Here is a 16,914-nt window from a genome sequence, read left to right as displayed (position 1 = left end):
CGGCCGGGTTGTTCAGCTCGGCGTTCAGGTAGTTGGTGATCGTGGTGAGGTCGCCGCCGCTGCCGTCGCCGACCGCGGGGACCTCGGGCAGCACGCCCGTGTACTTCTGCGACGTCTGGAACTGCGTGCCGGTCACGATCTTCATCCGGCCGCGCGGCGACACGTAGGTCTGCGCCAGCGGGTTGGAGCCGGTCAGGTTGCGCCACTGGTGCGGGTACAGCGCGATGACCGTGCCGTTGCCGCTGCCCTCGCGGGCGGTCGTGGTGAACGCGTACGTGGTGTTCACCGTGCCGGCGCCCTGGTTGTACGAGTACGAGACGCGGGTGCCGGTGACGTGGGTGTGGGCGTACGTGCTGAAGGTGTTCATCAGCGCGGTCTTGTCGGCGACGCTGGTGCCCGACGTGGTCGGCAGCACGGCGACGGAGAAGTAGCCCTTGCCGGCCAGGTTCGACCGGATGGAGTTGCCGCTGGCGCTCCAGGTGGCGCCGGACGGGGCCCACGCCACGTAGTCCTGGCCCGCGATGGAGAACGCGACCCGGTTGCCGCTGTTCGACCAGACGGTCGGCGGGCCGGTGACCGTCAGCAGCGCGTCGCCGCCGGTGGCCTGGAAGTAGGTGATCGGCAGGCCGTGGCCGATGGTGGCCTTCAGCGTGCGGGTGCCGTCGCTCCACGAGGGCGTGACGGTCCAGTCGGACCAGCCGTCGACGAGCGCCTTCGGCGCGTTGAGCCCGGCGACGCCGGCGACGACCTTCTGCGCGTACGGGAAGTGGTACTCGCCGAGGCCGGTCGGGCTGCCGCTGATCGCGGGCTGCTGCTCGTAGGAGATGCCGAGACCGGAGGAGGTCGGCTGGTACGCGGCCGGGTGGGCGTACAGCGGCTGGGAGAACTGGCACTGGTCGCCGACCTTGAACAGCAGCGACGACCACCAGTCGTTGGTGGGCACCGCGCCCTTCGGGGCGTTGGCGGTGACGTTCTCGCGCGGGTTGTTCGAGATGTTGCCGCAGCCGGCCGGCAGCTTGGCGCCGGCGGGGAGCGTCTCGGTGTAGCTGCCCGCCCCGACGGTGGCGGCGTCGGCGTTGCCGGCGAGGGTGACGGCGAGGGCGCCGGAGCTGACGGCGACGACGGCGGCGGCGGCGATGCCGACGAGTCGGTTACGTCTGCGGCCGGGGCGGCCCGGCGCGGCGCGGTGACCGCGCGGCGCTGCGGGAAGCGACGAGTTCATACGGAATGCCTCCGGGAGGACAGGGGCGGGGAGGGCGGATAACACTTTTCTCATGGTTGATTCCCGCATCGGACGCGATGTGGGAACCGTTGTGGCGGTGGTGGGAAAGCTGTTCACAGTCTGCGACGCCACCGTCCGTGAACAGTGACGCCGCTGCTGAGAGCGCTCTCTGGCATGGGAACCTAGCCGCCGTGGGGCCGCCCGTCAATGTTTCTCCCGCATTACGCGCTGGTCGTCAGCGACATTTACTTCCAGCTCGCATGACAGTTCTGTGACGGCGCGCATTCCGATTTCAATTGTTACGCCCGTGAATCCGACTTGCTTAAAGTTCGCTAAAAAGACCGCACCATCGGGCATGTCCGCAGGTCGGGCCCGATCGGCGCGCGCCGGAGCCCCCACCGGGAGGGCTCCCACCGCCGCGGCGGCGCCACGATCGGCGTCAATGGTTGGCGGCGTAATGCCGGGCGATCTGCTGGTCGTTCAGCTGCGTCGAAAAGATCGCCGCCTCGTCCAGCGTGCCCGTCAGGTGGTCGCTCACGGGCCGGTTCGGCCACAGCGCCAGGTTCGCCCCGCCCCAGCGCCAGTACCCCGTCGCCGCCAGCGCGGACGTCGCCGCGCCCGTCTTGCGCAGCACGCCGTCCACGGCCAGCTTCATGCCCGCCGTGCCGTAGCTCGCGGCCACGTGGTGCCAGTCGCCGTCGTCGACCGCCTCGTCCGTGCGGATCGTCGTCCGGGTGCCGCCCGGCGCCACGCCGAACGTCAGCCGGCCCCCGCTGTCGACGTACAGCAGCCGGTCCGCCGTCGTCGTCATCGACGCCGGGTCGGTGCTGAACGCGGCCAGCGTCCCGCCCGCCCCCGGCGACACCCGGAACCAGGCCTCGATCGTCGCCGCCGCCGGGCTCGCGTACGACTGCGGGTTCCACGCCACGCCCGCCCCGCCGAACGCCACCGCCGTGCTCGCCTGCTGACCCTGCTGGGCGCCCTGCAGCGCGCCGGGCACGCCCGCCGTCAGCGCCGGCAGGTGCACGTTCTGCGGCACCTGGGCCGGGTTGCTCATGGCGTGCAGCGTCTTGACCTCCTCGTCGCGCAGCGCCCGCCCGTACGTCCGGACCTCGTCGACCCGGCCGCTCCAGCGGTACGCCGGCGCGGACGACCAGCGGGCGTACCCCAGCACCGTCGCGCCCGTCGCGTGCCAGTCCGTCGTGTGCGCCGCCGAGCCCTGCAACGCCCCGTTGACGTACAGCCGCAGCACGTCGGCGGTGTCGTCGTACACGCCGGTCAGGTGCGTCCAGGTGTCCAGCGGCGGCGAGGCGGTGCCGGTCGCCGACGACTGCGCCGACGCGGTGCTGTCCGACGCCTGCATCCGGAACGCCCACCGGTCGGCGGTGCCGTCGTAGCCGAGGAAGAAGCCGTGCACGGCGGTGCCGTTCTGGCTGACCGCGCCCCGTGTCGCGCCCTTCGCGCCCAGCCGCACCCAGGCCGAGACGGTCAGGTCCGTGTCCGTGCGCACCGTCGGCGCCGACGTGACGACCTGGCCGGACGCGCCGTCGAACGCGATGCCGGTGGTGCCGAACACGCCGCTGCCGGCGCCCGTCCAGGTGGCCCCGGTGCCCGACATCGTGCCGCTGTTCGTGTGGCCGCTGCGGTCGCCCAGGACGGTGCCGGCGTTCTCGTCGGCGTCCAGCCACATGTCCGGTGCCTGCTCGTACAGCGCCGTCACGTCGGCCTGCGTCAGCACCCGCTGGTAGGCGGCGATCTCGTCCAGCTTGCCGGGGAAGTAGTCGGTGCGGTCGCCGTCGTAGATGCCGGCGCCGATGACGGTCGGCCTGCCGGTGGTCGCGCGGTCGGCGGTGACCGCCGCGCTGCCCTGCAGCACCCCGTCGACGTAGAGCCGGGTGGTGTCGGCGGCGTCGTCGTAGACCGCCACCAGGTGCGTCCACCGGTACGTGGACACGGGGTTGGTCGAGAACAGCACGATGCCGGTGGCGACCTCGGACGGCAGCACCTGGAACGCCCAGTGGTTCATGCCCTCCGCGCCGTAGTGCTGGAGGAAGAACGCGCTCCTGGACGCCCCGTCCTGGCTGATCACCGTCCGGTTGCCCGCGCCCGTGGCGGTCAGGTACGCCCACGCCGACACGCTGTACGAGGCCGAGGTGTCCAGCACGTTGCTCGCCGTGGCGGCGTAGCCCGTCGTGCCGGCCAGCTCCAGCGCGCCGCCGTGGTGGCTCGCCGACGACCACGACGTCGCGCCCGCCCGGGTCGCGCCGTTGCCGTTGCCGGTGCCGTCGGCCGCCACCGCGCCGCGCTCGTCCATGTCCCAGCGGGCCAGCGGCGCCAGCGCCAGGTCGAGCGCGTCGGCGCTGCTCAGCACCCGGTCGTAGACGCGCAGGTCGCCGATGTTGCCGGCCAGGTAGCCGCCGAACGTGCTGCTGCTGGTGCGCGCCCGGCCGGCGGTCAGCCCGCCCCCGGCGTCCCACGCCGCCGGGGCGGCCGCCACCTTCTCCAGCCGGCCGTTGACGAACAGCCGCATCTCGGCGGCCTGGGCGTTGTACACCGCCACCAGGTGGGTGAGCGCCGTCGACGCGGCCGTCGTCGCGGACACCGTCACGGTCGCCGGCGCCGCGGTGTCCGCGCCGGTCATCGTGAACTGCCAGCTCGTGCCGTTGTGGCCGAGGGTGAACGCGTTCGTGGTGGTGCCCGGCTGGCTCACGACGTAGCGCAGGCCGGAGGTGCCGGTCAGCCGCACCGACGCCGCCACGCTGAAGCTGCGGTCGGTGTGCACCGCCGGCTGCGCGCCGGCAACGGACGACGAGGTGCCGTTGAAGACGCCCTCGCCGCCGGTGTAGGTCAGCGACGTGGCCGCGCCGGGGTTGCCGTTGCCGGAGGCGTCGGCCACGGTCGTGCTCACCGCGTCGAAGTCCCACCACGTCGCCGGGCCCACCAGCATGCCGATCTCGGGGCCGGTCAGCGCCCGCCGGTAGGTCCGCACGTCGTCGACCTGGCCGGTCATCAGGTCGCTGCGGTTGCCGTTCCACCGGGCGCCGCCGACCACGAGCGGCCCCGCCGACGCCCAGCCCACGGCGCTGTTGCGGCTGTCGGCCAGGGTGCCGTTGACGTACAGCCGGGCGGTGGCCGCGGTCGCGTCGTAGACGCCGGCCAGGTGCACCCAGCGGCCGACCGGCGACTGCGCGGGCGTCTGCGCCTCGACGAAGGTCGCCGCCGAGCTGTCCGACGAGCGCATCTGGAACGCCCACTCGTCATTGCTCTTCTGGTACTGCAGGAAGAACCCGCTGATCGAGGCGCCGTCCTGGCTGACCACGGTGTAGTGGCCGGTCGTCGCGGCGGTCAGCCGCACCCAGGCGGCCACGCTGAACGAGGCCGCCGTGTTCACCGCCGGACCGGCCGACGTGACGAACTGGCCGGAGCCGTTGAGGTTCAGCGCGCCGCCGCGCATGCCCGCGCCCCACGTGGCCCCGCCGGCGATCGTGCCGGCGTTCGCGGCGCCCGAGACGTCCCGCGCGGCCGAGCCGGCGCCGTCGTCGAACGGGTAGTGCGTCGACGCGCCGTCGGTGGCGTCGCCGTACCGGCCGGTCCGGGCGAAGCCCGACGAGTCGGCGGCGTTGGTGGGGGCGGTGGCCGCGGGGGCCTCGTCCAGCCGGTGGTACAGCTGTGCGGCGTCGCCCGTCATCGACTGCGGGTACGTCTTGAACGCGCTCGCCGAGGTCAGCGTCGCGGTGCCGTCCGTGGTGGCGACGAAGGCGCTCTCCGTGGCGGGCAGGGCGGCCAGCACCGCCAGCACCAGCGCCGGGGCCAGCAGGCGGGCGCGGCCGAACCGGCGGCGTGCCGCCCGCCCGTCCCGACCGTGGTCGCGCCTCATGCGCCGCCTCTCGTTCCTCGTGCCCGCACCATCGGCGGCCGGGGAGAGCACCTGAGCCTCAGCGGCCCGCCGTGGGCGCCGGCACCGCGCCGGGCGCCCGCTGCGCCGCGGCCGCGGTGGGCAGCGTCACGTGGAACCGGGCGCCGCCGCCCGGGTTGTCGGTGACGCCGATGACGCCGCCGTGCCGCTCCGCGACCCGGTGGCAGATCGCCAGGCCCAGCCCGGTGCCGGCGTAGCCGGCGCCCCGGTGCGCCCGGTGGAAGCCGGTGAAGATGGCGTGGTGCTGGCCGTCGGGCACGCCGATGCCGCGGTCGGCGATCTCGATGCGTGCCCAGCCGGGGCCGGCCTCGTGCGCGGTCACGTCGATGCGGGCGGCCCGGCCGGGCGGGGTGTACTTGAGGGCGTTGCCGATCAGGTTGTCGAGCAGCTGGCGCACCAGGCCCGCGTCCGCGTGCAGGGTGGGCATGGGCCCCACGAACACGTCCGGCGGGGCCGTCCCGGCGGCCGGGCGGGCGAGCAGGCCCTCCAGCCGCGTCGTCACCACGTCGTCGACGAGCGCCCGCAGGTCGACCGGGCCGGGGTTCAGCGGCGCGTCGCCCGCCGCCGTGTACGCCAGCAGGTCCTCGATGAGCTGCCGCATCCGGTCGACGGTGCCGCGCACCCGGCCCAGCGCCCGCCGCGCCTCCGCGCCCGCCGGGCCCGGCGCCAGCTCGGTCAGCTCGTCGTCGAGCAGCTCGGCGTAGCCGCCGATGGTCGCCAGCGGCGAGTTCAGGTCGTGGGCGACGACGCCCGCGAAGGCGGTCAGGTCGGCCTCGCGCTCGCGCAGCGCCGTCACGTCGTACAGCGACACGACCGCGCCCGTGATGTGCCCGGCCTCGTGCCGCAGCGGCCGGGCGTGCACGCGCACCACCCGCGGCCGGTCCGGCCCGCCCAGCCGCAGCTCCTCGCCCTCGACCGCCTCGCCGCGCAGCGCCCGCGCGGTCGGCAGGTCGTCCCCGGCGGGCGGTGAGCCGTCGGCCAGGGTGAGCCCGACGTGCCCGGCCGCCTCGGCCGCCGTCAGCGCCTGCGCCGAGCGCGGCAGCTTGGCCCGGGCCGGCCGGTTGGCGTGCACCACCCGGCCCTCGGTGTCGACGGTCAGCACGGCGATCTCGAGGGCGTCCAGCACCTGCGTCAGGTACGCCTTCTGCTCCGCCAGCTCCGCCTCGGCGGCCCGCCGCTGGGCCAGCTCGATCTGCAGCCGGGTCGTGGCCGCGGCCAGCTCGTGGTCGGCGCGGGTGCGGGCGGTGATGTCGTGGCAGACCGCGACGGCGCCGGTGACCGTGCCGTCGGCCGCCAGCAGGGGCCGGGCGCTCACCGTCATCACCAGCCCGTCGGGCCGGTGGGAGTTGCGCACGACCATCGTCACGTCGGCGGCGGGCGCGCCCCGCAGCACCCGCATGAGCGGCAGCTCGGCGGGCGGGAACGGCGTCACGCCGTCCTGCCGGAACGCGCCCACCCGGGCCGCCCACTCGGCCGGCGGCACGCTGTCGGCGGCGTTGACGCCGAGCATCTCCACCGCCGCCGGGTTGTGCAGCACGAACCGGCCCGTGCGGTCCACCACGCCGACGCCGTCGCTGATCGTGCGCATGACCGAGCTGAGCAGGTCGGCCTGCTCCCGCGCCTGCGTCCCGGCCGCGCGCAGGTCGGCCGTGGCGCGGGCCACCGCCTCCTCGGCCCGCCGCCGCCCGGACGCCTGCCCGTACACCAGCAGGCCGACGAGCAGCGACAGCGCGGCCCCGCCGGCCGCGGCGAGCAGGTCGGTGCGCAGGGCGGCCGGCAGCATCGTCCCGGACGTCGTGGTGGTCACCAGCGACCACTGCCGCTGCCCGGCGCGCAGCGCGACCGTGCGGCGCAGGTCGGCGGACGCGCCGCCCGGGCCGGGCACCGCCGCCAGCGGCACGGGCCGGCCGGCGGCGGCGCCCGCCGCGAGCGTGGCCCCCAGCGCACCGGCCGTGGCCCGGTGCAGGGTGGCGGTCATGAAGTCGGTGCCGCGCACGCCCATCGACAGGTACCCGCGCAGCGTCCCGCCCGCGCCCCGCACCGCCGCGGTCACCAGGAACGACAGCTGCTGCCGGGCCGCGGGCAGGCCGGCGTCGGCCACCAGCACGTACACGTCGGAGACGACGGCGGCGCTGCCGCGGGCGGCCTCGCGCATCGCCGCGGCGGCGGCCGGGGCGACGGCCAGGTCCAGCCCGGCGCGCACCGGCGCGTTGCCCTGCAGGCCGCGGCTGAAGACCAGGTAGAGGTGCTCGGCGGCGCCCGGGTCCGGCCGCAGCGTCAGGTCGCGGGCGCCGCGCGAGCGCCAGTGCGCCTGCGCCGGCCCGGGGTCGCCCGTGCCGGCCGTCAGGAAGCCGACGTTGTTGGCGCCGGTCAGGTCCCGGGCGGCCAGCGGGGCGGTGACGGCGTCGAACGCCTCGGCGGTCAGGTCGGGGTGCGCGCCCAGCCCGGCCGCGGCGTCGCGCACGGCGTCCAGGTAGCGGTCCAGCTGGGCGGCCACCGCGGCGCGCACCGTGGCGGTGGCCTGGTCCATCCGCTCGGCGGCCTGGTCGGCGGCGGCGGCCCGCAGCGTCAGCGCCGCGGCGGCCGACAGCCCCAGCCCGCCCAGCAACACCAGGGCGGCGAGCACGCCGGCGCGCGCCCGCGACCAGCCCGGCCGCCCACTGCTCACGCCGTTCCATCGGCCGCCGGGACCCCCGGGCTTAGTCCTTGTCGTCGGCCAGCTTCTCCTCGCCGCGCCGGCGCAGCATCCGCAGGCCCGGCAGGCCGGCGACGGCGAGCTGCAGGTCGCGGGTCGCCTCGAGCAGCGCGTGGATGTCCGGGCCCACCTTCTCCATGGTGGCGAGGATCGGCAGCACGTCGGTGGTGAGGTGGTCCAGCAGGGTGGGCAGCTGGTCGATGATCCGGATGGCCGCGGTGACCTCGTCGTGCGACAGCTGCTCGACGAACCGCTGCGCCTTCGGGGCCGCGGTGCGCAGCGTCGGCGCGTACGCGGCCAGCAGCGTGTCCGCCTCGCCGGTGACGGCGGCGGCCCGCACGACGATCGCGGCGGCGTCGGCGCTGACCCCGTCGGCGCTCTCGACGACCTTGGCGGCGCCGGCGGCGATCGCGGCCGCCTCCTGCACGGCGAGCGCGGCGGCGGCGGTGATCGCCTCGACCTGCTCCACGGTGAGCGCCGCCCGCCCGGTGATGCCGTCGATGCGCCCGACGGCGGTGTCGGCGCGGCCGGTGATGTGGTCGATGCGCCCGACCGCGGTGTCGGCGCGCTCGGTGATCGCGTCGATGCGGCTCACGGCCGTGTCCGCGTGGCCGGTGATCACGTCGATGTGCCCGACCGCCGTGCGGGCGCGCTCGCTGATGGCGTCGACGTGCCCGATCGCCGTGGCCGCGCGGCCCGTGACGGCCTCGGCCCGGTCGACCGTCGCCCCGACGCGGGCGGTGAGCGCGCGCGCCTCGCGGGCCGTCTCCTCGGCCTCCGCCGCCACGGCGGCGACGCGGGCCACCAGCGCCTCGACCTGCCCCACCACGACCGTGACCCGGCTGACCAGCAACTCCACGGAGCCGAGCAGCTGGAACGCCCGCACCGGCACCGTGCTGAGCGCCGCCACCGCCTCCACCGCCTGGCCGACGGCCGAGCGGGTCACGGAGAGAACGGTGCGGGGCAGCGTCACCAGAGATGCCATGTCCGCCATTGTCCGCCTCCGCGTCGAGCCCGGCTCGTTCACACACCGTGACCAGGAGATCTCGGCACGTGGCCCACACTGGGCCGTTCCGTCATTTTTCCGGGGCCGACGAGCACATGCCCGGTCGGGCACGGCAGTATTCATGGGTGCCTCGGACCCGGACGCTCCTCGTGACCCTGGCCGCCACCGCGATGCTGGGCGGCGTGGGCATGATCGGCTGGGGCATGCGGGACTCGGCCGGCCTGGCGGACGTTCTGCCCAGCGCCGCCGCCGGCACCGCGACGGCGGGACCGTCGGCCGGGCCGTCCGCCGCGGCGCCGTCCGGCCCCACCCCGGAGCAGCGCGCCGCGCAGGAGCGCAAGGCCCGCGAGGCCGCGCTGACCAAGGCCCTCGACGCGTACGCGAAGCAGGCGCCCGAGTTCTCCGTCTCGGTCCGCGACAACAGGACCGGCCGGGTGTACGCGTACCGCGGCAAGGAGAAGTACGAGACCGCCAGCGTGGTCAAGGTCGACATCCTGGCCGCCCTGCTGCTCGACGCCCAGGACGAGGACCGCGAGCTCACCGCGAACGAGCTGGCGCTCGCCCAGCGCATGATCCGGGCCAGCGACAACGACGCCACCACCGCGCTGTTCCGCGTCGTCGGCCGCACCGGCGGGCTGGCCCGGGCCAATAAGCGGCTCGGCCTCAAGTCCACCGTCGTCGACTCGGCGTGGGGCCTGACCCGCACCACCGTCACCGACCAGGCCACCCTGCTGGGCCGGCTCGCCGCCGACAGCGGCCCGCTCGACGCCGGGTCGCGCAAGCTGGCCCTCGGCCTGATGGGCACCGTGCAGGCCGACCAGCGCTGGGGCGTCAGCGCCGCCGCGCGCCCGGGGGAGCGCACCGCCATCAAGAACGGCTGGCTGCCCCGCTCCACCGAGGGCGGCCGGTGGATCATCAACAGCGTCGGGCGGATCACCGGCGACGGCGTGGACGTCTCCGTCGCGGTGCTCTCGCACGGCCACGGCAGCATGGACGCCGGCATCGGCGCCGTCGAGAAGGTGTCGCGGCTCACCCGCACCCACCTGAAGTGGTGACCGGCCGGTCACCGGTCGACGTGGCCCGATGTGCCATCGTGAGCGGATGGCGTCACGGGAGACGGTGATCAGCCGGGCGATGCACATGGCCCGCCTGCGCACGGGTCTGCGCATGCTGCGCGACTGGCGGTTCACGGTCACCCGGGTGCGCTCGCTGCTGCGGGCGCTCGTCACCTCGTTCGTGGTGCTCACCGCCACGCTGTGGCTGGCGCCCGGCATCGACGCCAACGGGCTCAGCTCGATGCTCGGCCTGGTGGTCGTCGTCAGCATCGTCGGCGCGCTGCTGCGGCCGCTGCTGCTCGTGCTGGCCACCGTCATCGGCGGCTGGTTCGCGCTGCTGCTCGGCATCTGCGTGCAGGCCATCGTCATGTACGTGTCGCTGCGCTTCGACGACCGCGCGCACGTGTCGGTGGTGTCGGCGTTCGTGGCGGCGTGGGTGGCGGTGGCGATCGCCGCGACGGTCAACTGGGTGGCGGACGCGGGCACCGACGACGCGTTCGTCAGCGAGAACCTGCGGCTCATGCACCGGGTACGCCGCTCGCCCGTCCCGGACGGCGAGGGCCTGCTGATCATCCAGCTCGACGGCCTGGCCGCGCCGCTGCTGAAGTGGAGCCTGCGCGCCGGCAACCTGCCCAACCTGGGCCGCTGGCTGCGGCTGGGCACGCACAGCCTGGGCACCTGGCACACCGGCCTGCCGGCCACCACCCCGGGCGCGCAGGCCGGGCTGCTGCACGGCAACGCCACCGGCGTCCCGGCCTTCCGCTGGTACGAGAAGGACTCCGGCCGGCTGCTCGTCACGAACCGCCCGCGCGACGCGGCCGAGCTGGAGCAGCGGATCTCCGACGGCCGCGGGCTGCTGCGCGACGGCGGCGTCAGCATCAGCAACATCTTCTCCGGCGACGCCCCGACCAGCCTGCTCACCGTCAGCCGGGCGTCGCTGCCGCGGCGGGTCCGCGGGTACGCCTCGTTCGCCACGTACGGGCTGGCCCGCGGCGTGGTGCTCGGCATCGGCGAGATCTTCAAGGAGCTGCACCAGGCACGGGTGCAGCGCCGCCGCGACGTGCAGCCCCGGGTGCGGCGCGGCGGCGCGTATCTGTTCCTGCGCCCGGCCACGAACGTGCTGCTGCGCGACCTGAACGTGTCGCTGATCGCCGAGCAGATGGCGCTCGGCGCGCCCGTGGTGTTCTGCGACTTCGTCGACTACGACGAGGTGGCCCACCACGCCGGCCCGGCCCGGCCGGAGTCGCTGCACGCCCTCGACGGCCTCGACCGGATGCTCGGCACGCTGCAGCGGCTCAGCGTCGACGCGGCGCGGCGCTACCACATCGTCGTGCTGTCCGACCACGGCCAGAGCCAGGGCGCCACGTTCCGGCAGCGCTACGGCGAGCCGGTCGAGCGGGTGGTGCAGCGGCTGTACCAGCGCGCGGCGGCCGCCGGGCAGGCGGCGGGGGAGCCGGTGGACGGCGACATCGCCGGCGCCACCGGCAACGTGGAGCGGTGGGGCCCGGTGAACACTCTGCTGACCGACATGGCCCGGCGCGGCGGCCCGCCCGCGGCGGCGGCCCGGGCGGCGGCCCGCGGCCGCACCGACGGCGCCGAGGTGACCCTGGGCCCGGCCGACGAGGAGAGCCGGGAGGCGTCCCGCAAGGACACCGACCTGGTGGTGGCCGCGTCGGGCAACCTGGCGATGGTCTACCTGAACCGGCACCCGGGGCGGCTGCGCCGTGACGAGATCGAGCGGCACTACCCGGGCCTGATCGGCGCGCTCGCCACCCACCCCGGCATCGGGCTGGTGGTCGTCGCCGACGAGGGCGGGCCGGTGGCGGTGGGCGGCTCCGGGTGGCACCGGCTGGCCGACGGCGCGGTCGGCGGGCAGGACCCGCTCGCCCCGTACGGGCCGCGCGCCGCCGACGACCTGCGCCGCCACCAGACGATGGACCACCTGGGCGACCTGGTGCTGGTCAGCCTCGTCGACCCGGACACCGAGGAGGTGGCCGCGTTCGAGGAGCTGGTCGGCTCGCACGGCGGCCTGGGCGGCTGGCAGACCGACGGGGTGCTGCTGCACCCGGCGGGCTGGGAGCGCGAGCGCGACCTGGTCGGCCCGGAGGCCGTGCATCGTCAGCTGCTGCTGTGGCTGCGCCGGCTCGGCCTGCGCGACGAGGCCGCCGACCGGGCGGAGATCACCGCGTCGGCGGACGTGACGGCCAGCGCCCGGGTGACCAGCGGCCTGCTCGGCACGGAGCCGGTGCCTGAGCCGGTGCCCGAACCCGCCCCCGAGCCGGCCCCCGAGCCCGTCAGGCAGCCCTCCGGCGCTGCACGAAGCTCACGATCTGAGTGATGAGCACGACCAGCACGACGGCGGCGACCACGCTCTGCCAGGGTTCGGGGAAGACGCTGCCGCCGAACACGCCGATCGCCGCGTAGACGAACGCCCACAGCAGGCAGGCGGGCGCGTTGGCGACCACGAACGTGCGCCAGCTCAGCCCGAGGAAGCCGGCCGCGAGCAGCACGGGCACCCGGCCGCCGGGGATCAGCCGGGACACCAGCAGCACCGGCACCTGGCTCTCCTTGAGCCGCTCCTGCACGGCGCCGAGGTGCTGGCCGTCGCGCAGCCAGCGCAGCCGCCGGGCGAGCTGCTCGCCGCCGAGCCGGCACAGCCCGTACATCACCAGGTCGCCCACGTACGCCCCGGCGGCGCCGGCCAGCACCGCGAGGATCAGCACGAGCGGCTGGGTGTGCCAGGCGAGCGCGGCGGCCCCGCTGACGGCCGCGCCGGTGGGCACGACGGGCACGATCGCGCCGAACGCGACGACGCCCAGCAGGGCGAGCAGCACGCCGAGACCGACGGACTCGGTGGCGGCCAGGGAGAAGGTCACGCGGCGGGCCCGACGGTGGTGCTCTCGCCCTGCCCGAGGACCCGGACGACCGTGTCGGGGGTCAGGTCGGCGGCGTGCCGGGCGAACTCGCGGCCCGGGGTGTGGAACATGTCGGGCCGGATCCGGGACATGCCGACCGGCCAGAACGTGCCGTAGTGGATCGGGACGGCGGTGGCCGCCTTGGCGCGGCGGACCGCCTCGGCGGCCTGCCGGGCGTCGAGGTGCTCGTCGCCGAGGGAGGGCCCCCAGCCGCCGACGGGGATGAGCGCCAGGTCGAGCGGGCCCAGCTCGGCCATCTCGTTGAACAGCCCGGTGTCGCCCGCGAACCAGGTCCGCAGCATCCCCTCGACGACGAACCCGAGCGGCTCGGCGCGCATGCGCGACCACGGGCCCCGGTCGCCGTGGTGGTGGGCGTGCACGGCGTGCACGGTGAGCGCGCCGACGGTGGCCGAGTCGCCGGGGCGCATCTCGACGCAGCGCGCGTCCGGCCGGCCCAGGCCCTTGCGGACGAAGTCGGCGGCGCCGGTGGGCAGCAGGTACAGCGGGTCGCCCGGCACCTGCCGCAGCGAGGCCAGGTGCAGGTGGTCGGCGTGCAGGTGCGACAGCAGGACGGCGTCGGGCGCGCCGGGCAGCACCGGCGGCGGGCCGGCCGCCCGGCGCAGGTGCGCGAGGCGGCCGGTGAGCAGGGGATCGGTGAGCAGGCGGACGCCGGAGTCCTCCAGCCACACCGTGCTGTGCCCGAACCAGGTGGCCCGCAGCGAGTTGGTCACCCGGTCACCGTACCGAGACCAGCCGGCGCAGGGAGCGCGCACAGCGCCACGCGTACGCCCGCTGGAACACCGGCACGAACGGCTTGCCGAGCCGCGCGTACCAGACGACGGGCCGGCTGAACGCGGTGACGCTGAACCAGACCCGGCCGTCGGCGGCGCGCTCCACCAGGAACGACTCCTCGCCCTGCTCGGGGTGGCCGGGCAGCGTCCCGTAGCCGAAGCCGGCCCGGGCGTCCTCGCGGACCGACCAGACGACTTCGCACGGCGCCCGCATGGGCCCGACCTGCACGGTGACCCGCACGCCGGGCTCGGCGCGGGGCCCGGCGGCGGTGACCTTCGCCGGGATGCCGCGGTGCATCCGCCAGGTCAGCACGGCCTCGGCGGCGGCGTCGAACACCTCGGCGCCGCCGATGAGGTGGCGCACGCGCAGGTGCTGGTAGCCGGCCGGCAGCGGTTCGAAGCGGGTGGCGCCGACCTCGGCGTACGTCAGGGTGCTCATGGCGGTGTCCTCTCGGTTCACAGGGGTTCTGCCCGTAGCCGGGCGATGCCGAACATGCCGCAGACGGCGAAGCCGAGCGCGTTGCCGACGCCGTGGGTGGCGGCCATCCACGCCAGCGAGGGGTGCGGCAGGCCGGTGGCCTCGCCGAGCGCCCAGCTCAGGGCGAGCACCATGGTGGCGGCGAGCACCACGGCCGAGACGCCGAGCAGTGCGCGGGTGAGCCGGTCGCCGCCGGCGGGGCGCAGCTGCCGCCAGGTGAGCACCCCGACGAGCCACATGCCCGCGGTGAGCACGGTGGCCCCGGCCAGCTCGACCCACTCGCCGACGAAGAACCCGGCGAAGACCAGCGCGATGCCGGCGGGAACGGTGAGCGCCGCGGCGTCGCCCGCGCGGCCGGCGGCGGCCCGCCCGGCGAGCCCGGCCACCAGGGCGGCCGCGAAGCCGGCCATGTGGAAGTGCGCGACGGTCAGCACGAGCACGGGCAGCTCGAAGCCGAACAGCTCGTGGCCGGCGCGCTCGGCGACCAGGGCGGTGGCGGCGACGAGCGGGCCGGTGAGGGCGGTGGCGACGGCGATCTCGCGCGGGCTCACCCCGCGGCGCAGCAGGCGGCGGGCCGCGACGGCGGCGAGCAGGGCGGCGGCGACCGCGTACCCGGCGGTGGTGACGACCGCCACCGGGCCGCGCGGCAGCCACAGCCCCACGGCGGCGGGCGCGGCCGCGACCGGCCACCACCGCGCGGCCGGCGCCAGGCCGCCGACCAGGCGCAACCCCATCGGTACGACGAGCAGCATGCCCACCATGACGACGATCCGGACGACGGTCAGCATGGCGGCCGCCCCTTCTTGAACGTGTTCAACAACCGACACGCTACCGCACGACTCGCAGCCGTCACACCCCTGCTGCACACTGTCCGCCGTGACGTCTCACGCAAAGCTGCAGACCGCCGTCGTCGTCAACCCGTCCAAGGTGACCGACATGGAAGGGCTGCGCCGCACCCTGTGCGACGGCCTGGCCACGGCGGGCTGGCCCGCGCCCATCTGGCTCGAGACCACCCCGGAGGACCCGGGCGAGGGCCAGGCGCGCGAGGCCGTCGACAAGGGCGCCGAGCTGGTCTTCGCCTGCGGCGGCGACGGCACCGTCATGGCCGTCGTCACCGCGCTGGCCGGCTCCGACGTCGCCATGGCCGTGCTGCCCGCCGGCACCGGCAATCTGCTCGCCACCAACCTCGGCCTCACCACCGACCCGGCGCAGGCCCTGGAGGTCGTGCTCGAGGGCGGCCGCCGGCGCCTCGACGTCGGCGTCGTCGGCGACAAGTGCTTCGCCGTCATGGCCGGCATGGGCTTCGACGCGCAGATGCTCGCCGGCACCTCCGACACGGCCAAGAAGCACATCGGCTGGCTCGCCTACGTCGGCGGCGCCGTGCGCCACCTGCGCGACCGGCCCATGCGCATCCGGCTCAGCATCGACGGCGGCCCCGTCCTCAACCGCCGCCCGCGCACCGTCATCGTCGGCAACGTCGGACGCCTGCAGGGCGGCGTCAACCTGCTCTCCGACGCCGAGCCCGACGACGGCCTGCTCGACGTCGCCGTCCTCAGCCCGCGCACCCTGCGCCACTGGGTCAGCCTCGGCTGGTCCGTCGTGCGCCGCCACGACCGGGTCCCGCGCATGGAGACCTGGACCGCCAAGAAGGTCGAGATCCGCAGCAACCGGCCGCAGCCGCGCCAGCTCGACGGCGACCTCATCGACTCCGGCAAGACCATGACCATCACCGTGCGCGAGCAGGCCCTGCTGCTCTGCGTCCCGCAGCCCGAGCTGTCGCCCGACCTGTCCACCGGCGCCGAGCAGGCCGAGGAGCGCGCGGAGGAACGCCTGCCGTGAGCTCGACCGAGCCCGTGCCCGAGACCGTGTGCATGAAGGGCGACGAACTGTCGGCCGACGACGCGTTCCTCGCCCTGCGCCACTACGGCCGCTGGCACCTGCTGCACGACGCCTTCGTCCGGTTCCGCTACGGCGACGGCTTCAGCCACTCCCGCGCCCTGGCCCTGCAGCTCTGCCTGGCCATCGTGCCGTTCCTCATCGCCCTGTCGGGCCTCGCCACCGACCTGGGCGCCGACGAGGGCGGCCGGGTCGTCGCCGACGCCGTCATCGCGCTCACCCCCGGGGCCAGCACCGACGTGGTCCGTGACCTGCTGCTCGCCGACGAGCGCACCGAGAAGGCCGGCGAGGTCGCCCTCGCCCTCGGTCTCATCACCGGGCTGGTCGCCCTCACCACCGCGATGGCCCAGATCGAACGCGGCATCAACCGCATCTACGGCGTCGAACGCGACCGGCCCGTCCAGTGGAAGTACCTGCGCGCCGCGACCCTCGCCGTCGTCGCCGGGCTGCCCGCGCTGTTCGGGTTCCTCATGCTCGTCGCCGGCGGCGAGATCGGCCGGTCCATCGAGCGGGAGTTCGACTGGGGCGGACCCGCCGAGACCGCGTGGAACTGGATCCGCTGGCCGCTCAGCCTCGTGCTCACCGTCTTCGCCGTCGGCCTGCTCATGAAGTACTCGGCCCGCCGCCGCCAGCCCGGCCTCACCTGGCTGCTGTTCGGCGCGGGGCTGGCCACCGCGCTGTGGTGGGTCGCCAGCCTGCTGCTCGGCGGGTACGTGCGGCTCAGCGACGGCTTCGGCGCCACCTACGGCCCGCTCACCGGCATCATGGCGCTGCTGCTCTGGGCCAACCTCACCGGCATCGCGCTGTTCTACGGCGTCGCGTTCGCCGCCCAGCTCGAGGCGCAGCGCGTCGGCGCCCCCACCCCCGCCCAGCCGGACCGCTGGGAGCCCGGCGCGGGCGGCAGTGTGAGAGCCGACGCCGGGGGGTAAATCCCCGCGCC

At 75.3% G+C, this 16,914-nt stretch carries 11 protein-coding genes and 1 pseudogene; 4 read left to right on the top strand and 8 right to left on the bottom strand.

Annotated elements, in window-relative coordinates; translation table 11 throughout:
* The 4 genes and pseudogenes from Sya03_RS24805 to Sya03_RS24790 all read right to left on the bottom strand — a co-directional run.
* Window positions 1-1,222: pseudogene (locus tag Sya03_RS24805) on the bottom strand (glycosyl hydrolase); the annotation flags it as partial.
* A gap of 439 nt (window positions 1,223-1,661) precedes the next feature.
* Window positions 1,662-5,099 carry a LamG domain-containing protein gene (locus Sya03_RS24800; protein ID WP_203940805.1) on the bottom strand — a complete coding sequence of 1,146 codons (3,438 nt, stop codon included), beginning with the start codon at window positions 5,097-5,099 and terminating at the stop codon, window positions 1,662-1,664.
* A gap of 58 nt (window positions 5,100-5,157) precedes the next feature.
* Window positions 5,158-7,806, bottom strand: a complete 2,649-nt coding sequence (locus Sya03_RS24795) for a sensor histidine kinase (RefSeq protein WP_203940804.1) — start codon at window positions 7,804-7,806, stop codon at window positions 5,158-5,160.
* A 31-nt stretch (window positions 7,807-7,837) separates the two neighbouring features.
* The gene (locus tag Sya03_RS24790) at window positions 7,838-8,818 is read right to left on the bottom strand and encodes a hypothetical protein (protein WP_203940803.1); all 981 of its coding nucleotides are present in this window, start codon (window positions 8,816-8,818) and stop codon (window positions 7,838-7,840) included.
* Between the two features lie 146 nt (window positions 8,819-8,964).
* Between Sya03_RS24790 and Sya03_RS24785 the strand changes: the two genes are divergently transcribed.
* On the top strand, window positions 8,965-9,894 hold the full coding sequence (locus Sya03_RS24785; RefSeq protein ID WP_239107814.1) for a serine hydrolase: 930 nt from the start codon (window positions 8,965-8,967) through the stop codon (window positions 9,892-9,894).
* A 46-nt stretch (window positions 9,895-9,940) separates the two neighbouring features.
* Window positions 9,941-12,232 (top strand): alkaline phosphatase family protein, encoded by a 2,292-nt coding sequence (locus tag Sya03_RS24780; protein WP_239107813.1) that lies wholly within the window; start codon window positions 9,941-9,943, stop codon window positions 12,230-12,232.
* Here the strand turns inward: Sya03_RS24780 and Sya03_RS24775 are convergent.
* Genes Sya03_RS24775 through Sya03_RS24760 form a run of 4 tightly spaced genes read right to left on the bottom strand, consistent with a single transcriptional unit; the run spans window position 12,189 to window position 14,866 of the window.
* The gene (locus Sya03_RS24775; RefSeq protein ID WP_239107812.1) at window positions 12,189-12,770 is read right to left on the bottom strand and encodes a DedA family protein; all 582 of its coding nucleotides are present in this window, start codon (window positions 12,768-12,770) and stop codon (window positions 12,189-12,191) included. The genes Sya03_RS24780 and Sya03_RS24775 overlap by 44 nt on opposite strands.
* Window positions 12,767-13,540 (bottom strand): MBL fold metallo-hydrolase, encoded by a 774-nt coding sequence (locus tag Sya03_RS24770; RefSeq protein WP_239107811.1) that lies wholly within the window; start codon window positions 13,538-13,540, stop codon window positions 12,767-12,769. The genes Sya03_RS24775 and Sya03_RS24770 overlap by 4 nt, the downstream gene beginning before the upstream one ends.
* Window positions 13,541-13,544: 4 nt before the next feature.
* The gene (locus tag Sya03_RS24765; RefSeq protein ID WP_203940802.1) at window positions 13,545-14,039 is read right to left on the bottom strand and encodes a DUF1990 domain-containing protein; all 495 of its coding nucleotides are present in this window, start codon (window positions 14,037-14,039) and stop codon (window positions 13,545-13,547) included.
* 17 nt (window positions 14,040-14,056) lie between these two features.
* A complete protein-coding gene (locus Sya03_RS24760) occupies window positions 14,057-14,866 on the bottom strand; it encodes a YndJ family protein (RefSeq protein ID WP_203940801.1) in 810 nt (269 codons plus the stop codon).
* An 88-nt stretch (window positions 14,867-14,954) separates the two neighbouring features.
* Here Sya03_RS24760 and Sya03_RS24755 point away from each other — a divergent pair, with 88 nt between their 5' ends.
* Window positions 14,955-15,917, top strand: a complete 963-nt coding sequence (locus Sya03_RS24755; protein ID WP_275411481.1) for a diacylglycerol/lipid kinase family protein — start codon at window positions 14,955-14,957, stop codon at window positions 15,915-15,917.
* Window positions 15,914-16,903, top strand: coding sequence for a YihY/virulence factor BrkB family protein (locus Sya03_RS24750; protein WP_203940800.1), 990 nt, complete (start codon window positions 15,914-15,916; stop codon window positions 16,901-16,903). The genes Sya03_RS24755 and Sya03_RS24750 overlap by 4 nt, the downstream gene beginning before the upstream one ends.
* The last annotated feature ends 11 nt before the right edge of the window (window positions 16,904-16,914 follow it).

This window comes from Spirilliplanes yamanashiensis, from assembly GCF_016863475.1.
Taxonomy (GTDB): domain Bacteria; phylum Actinomycetota; class Actinomycetes; order Mycobacteriales; family Micromonosporaceae; genus Spirilliplanes; species Spirilliplanes yamanashiensis.
This window is presented reverse-complemented; position numbering and strand designations above follow the sequence as displayed.

What these genes read in the sequence shown, in the direction of transcription:
- Sya03_RS24800 (WP_203940805.1), bottom strand. Translation starts at nt 5,099, where the DNA reads ATGAGGCGCGACCACGGTCGGGACGGGCGGGCGGCACGCCGCCGGTTC.
- Sya03_RS24790 (WP_203940803.1), bottom strand. Translation starts at nt 8,818, where the DNA reads ATGGCATCTCTGGTGACGCTGCCCCGCACCGTTCTCTCCGTGACCCGC.
- Sya03_RS24780 (WP_239107813.1), top strand. Translation starts at nt 9,941, where the DNA reads ATGGCGTCACGGGAGACGGTGATCAGCCGGGCGATGCACATGGCCCGC.
- Sya03_RS24765 (WP_203940802.1), bottom strand. Translation starts at nt 14,039, where the DNA reads ATGAGCACCCTGACGTACGCCGAGGTCGGCGCCACCCGCTTCGAACCG.
- Sya03_RS24760 (WP_203940801.1), bottom strand. Translation starts at nt 14,866, where the DNA reads ATGCTGACCGTCGTCCGGATCGTCGTCATGGTGGGCATGCTGCTCGTC.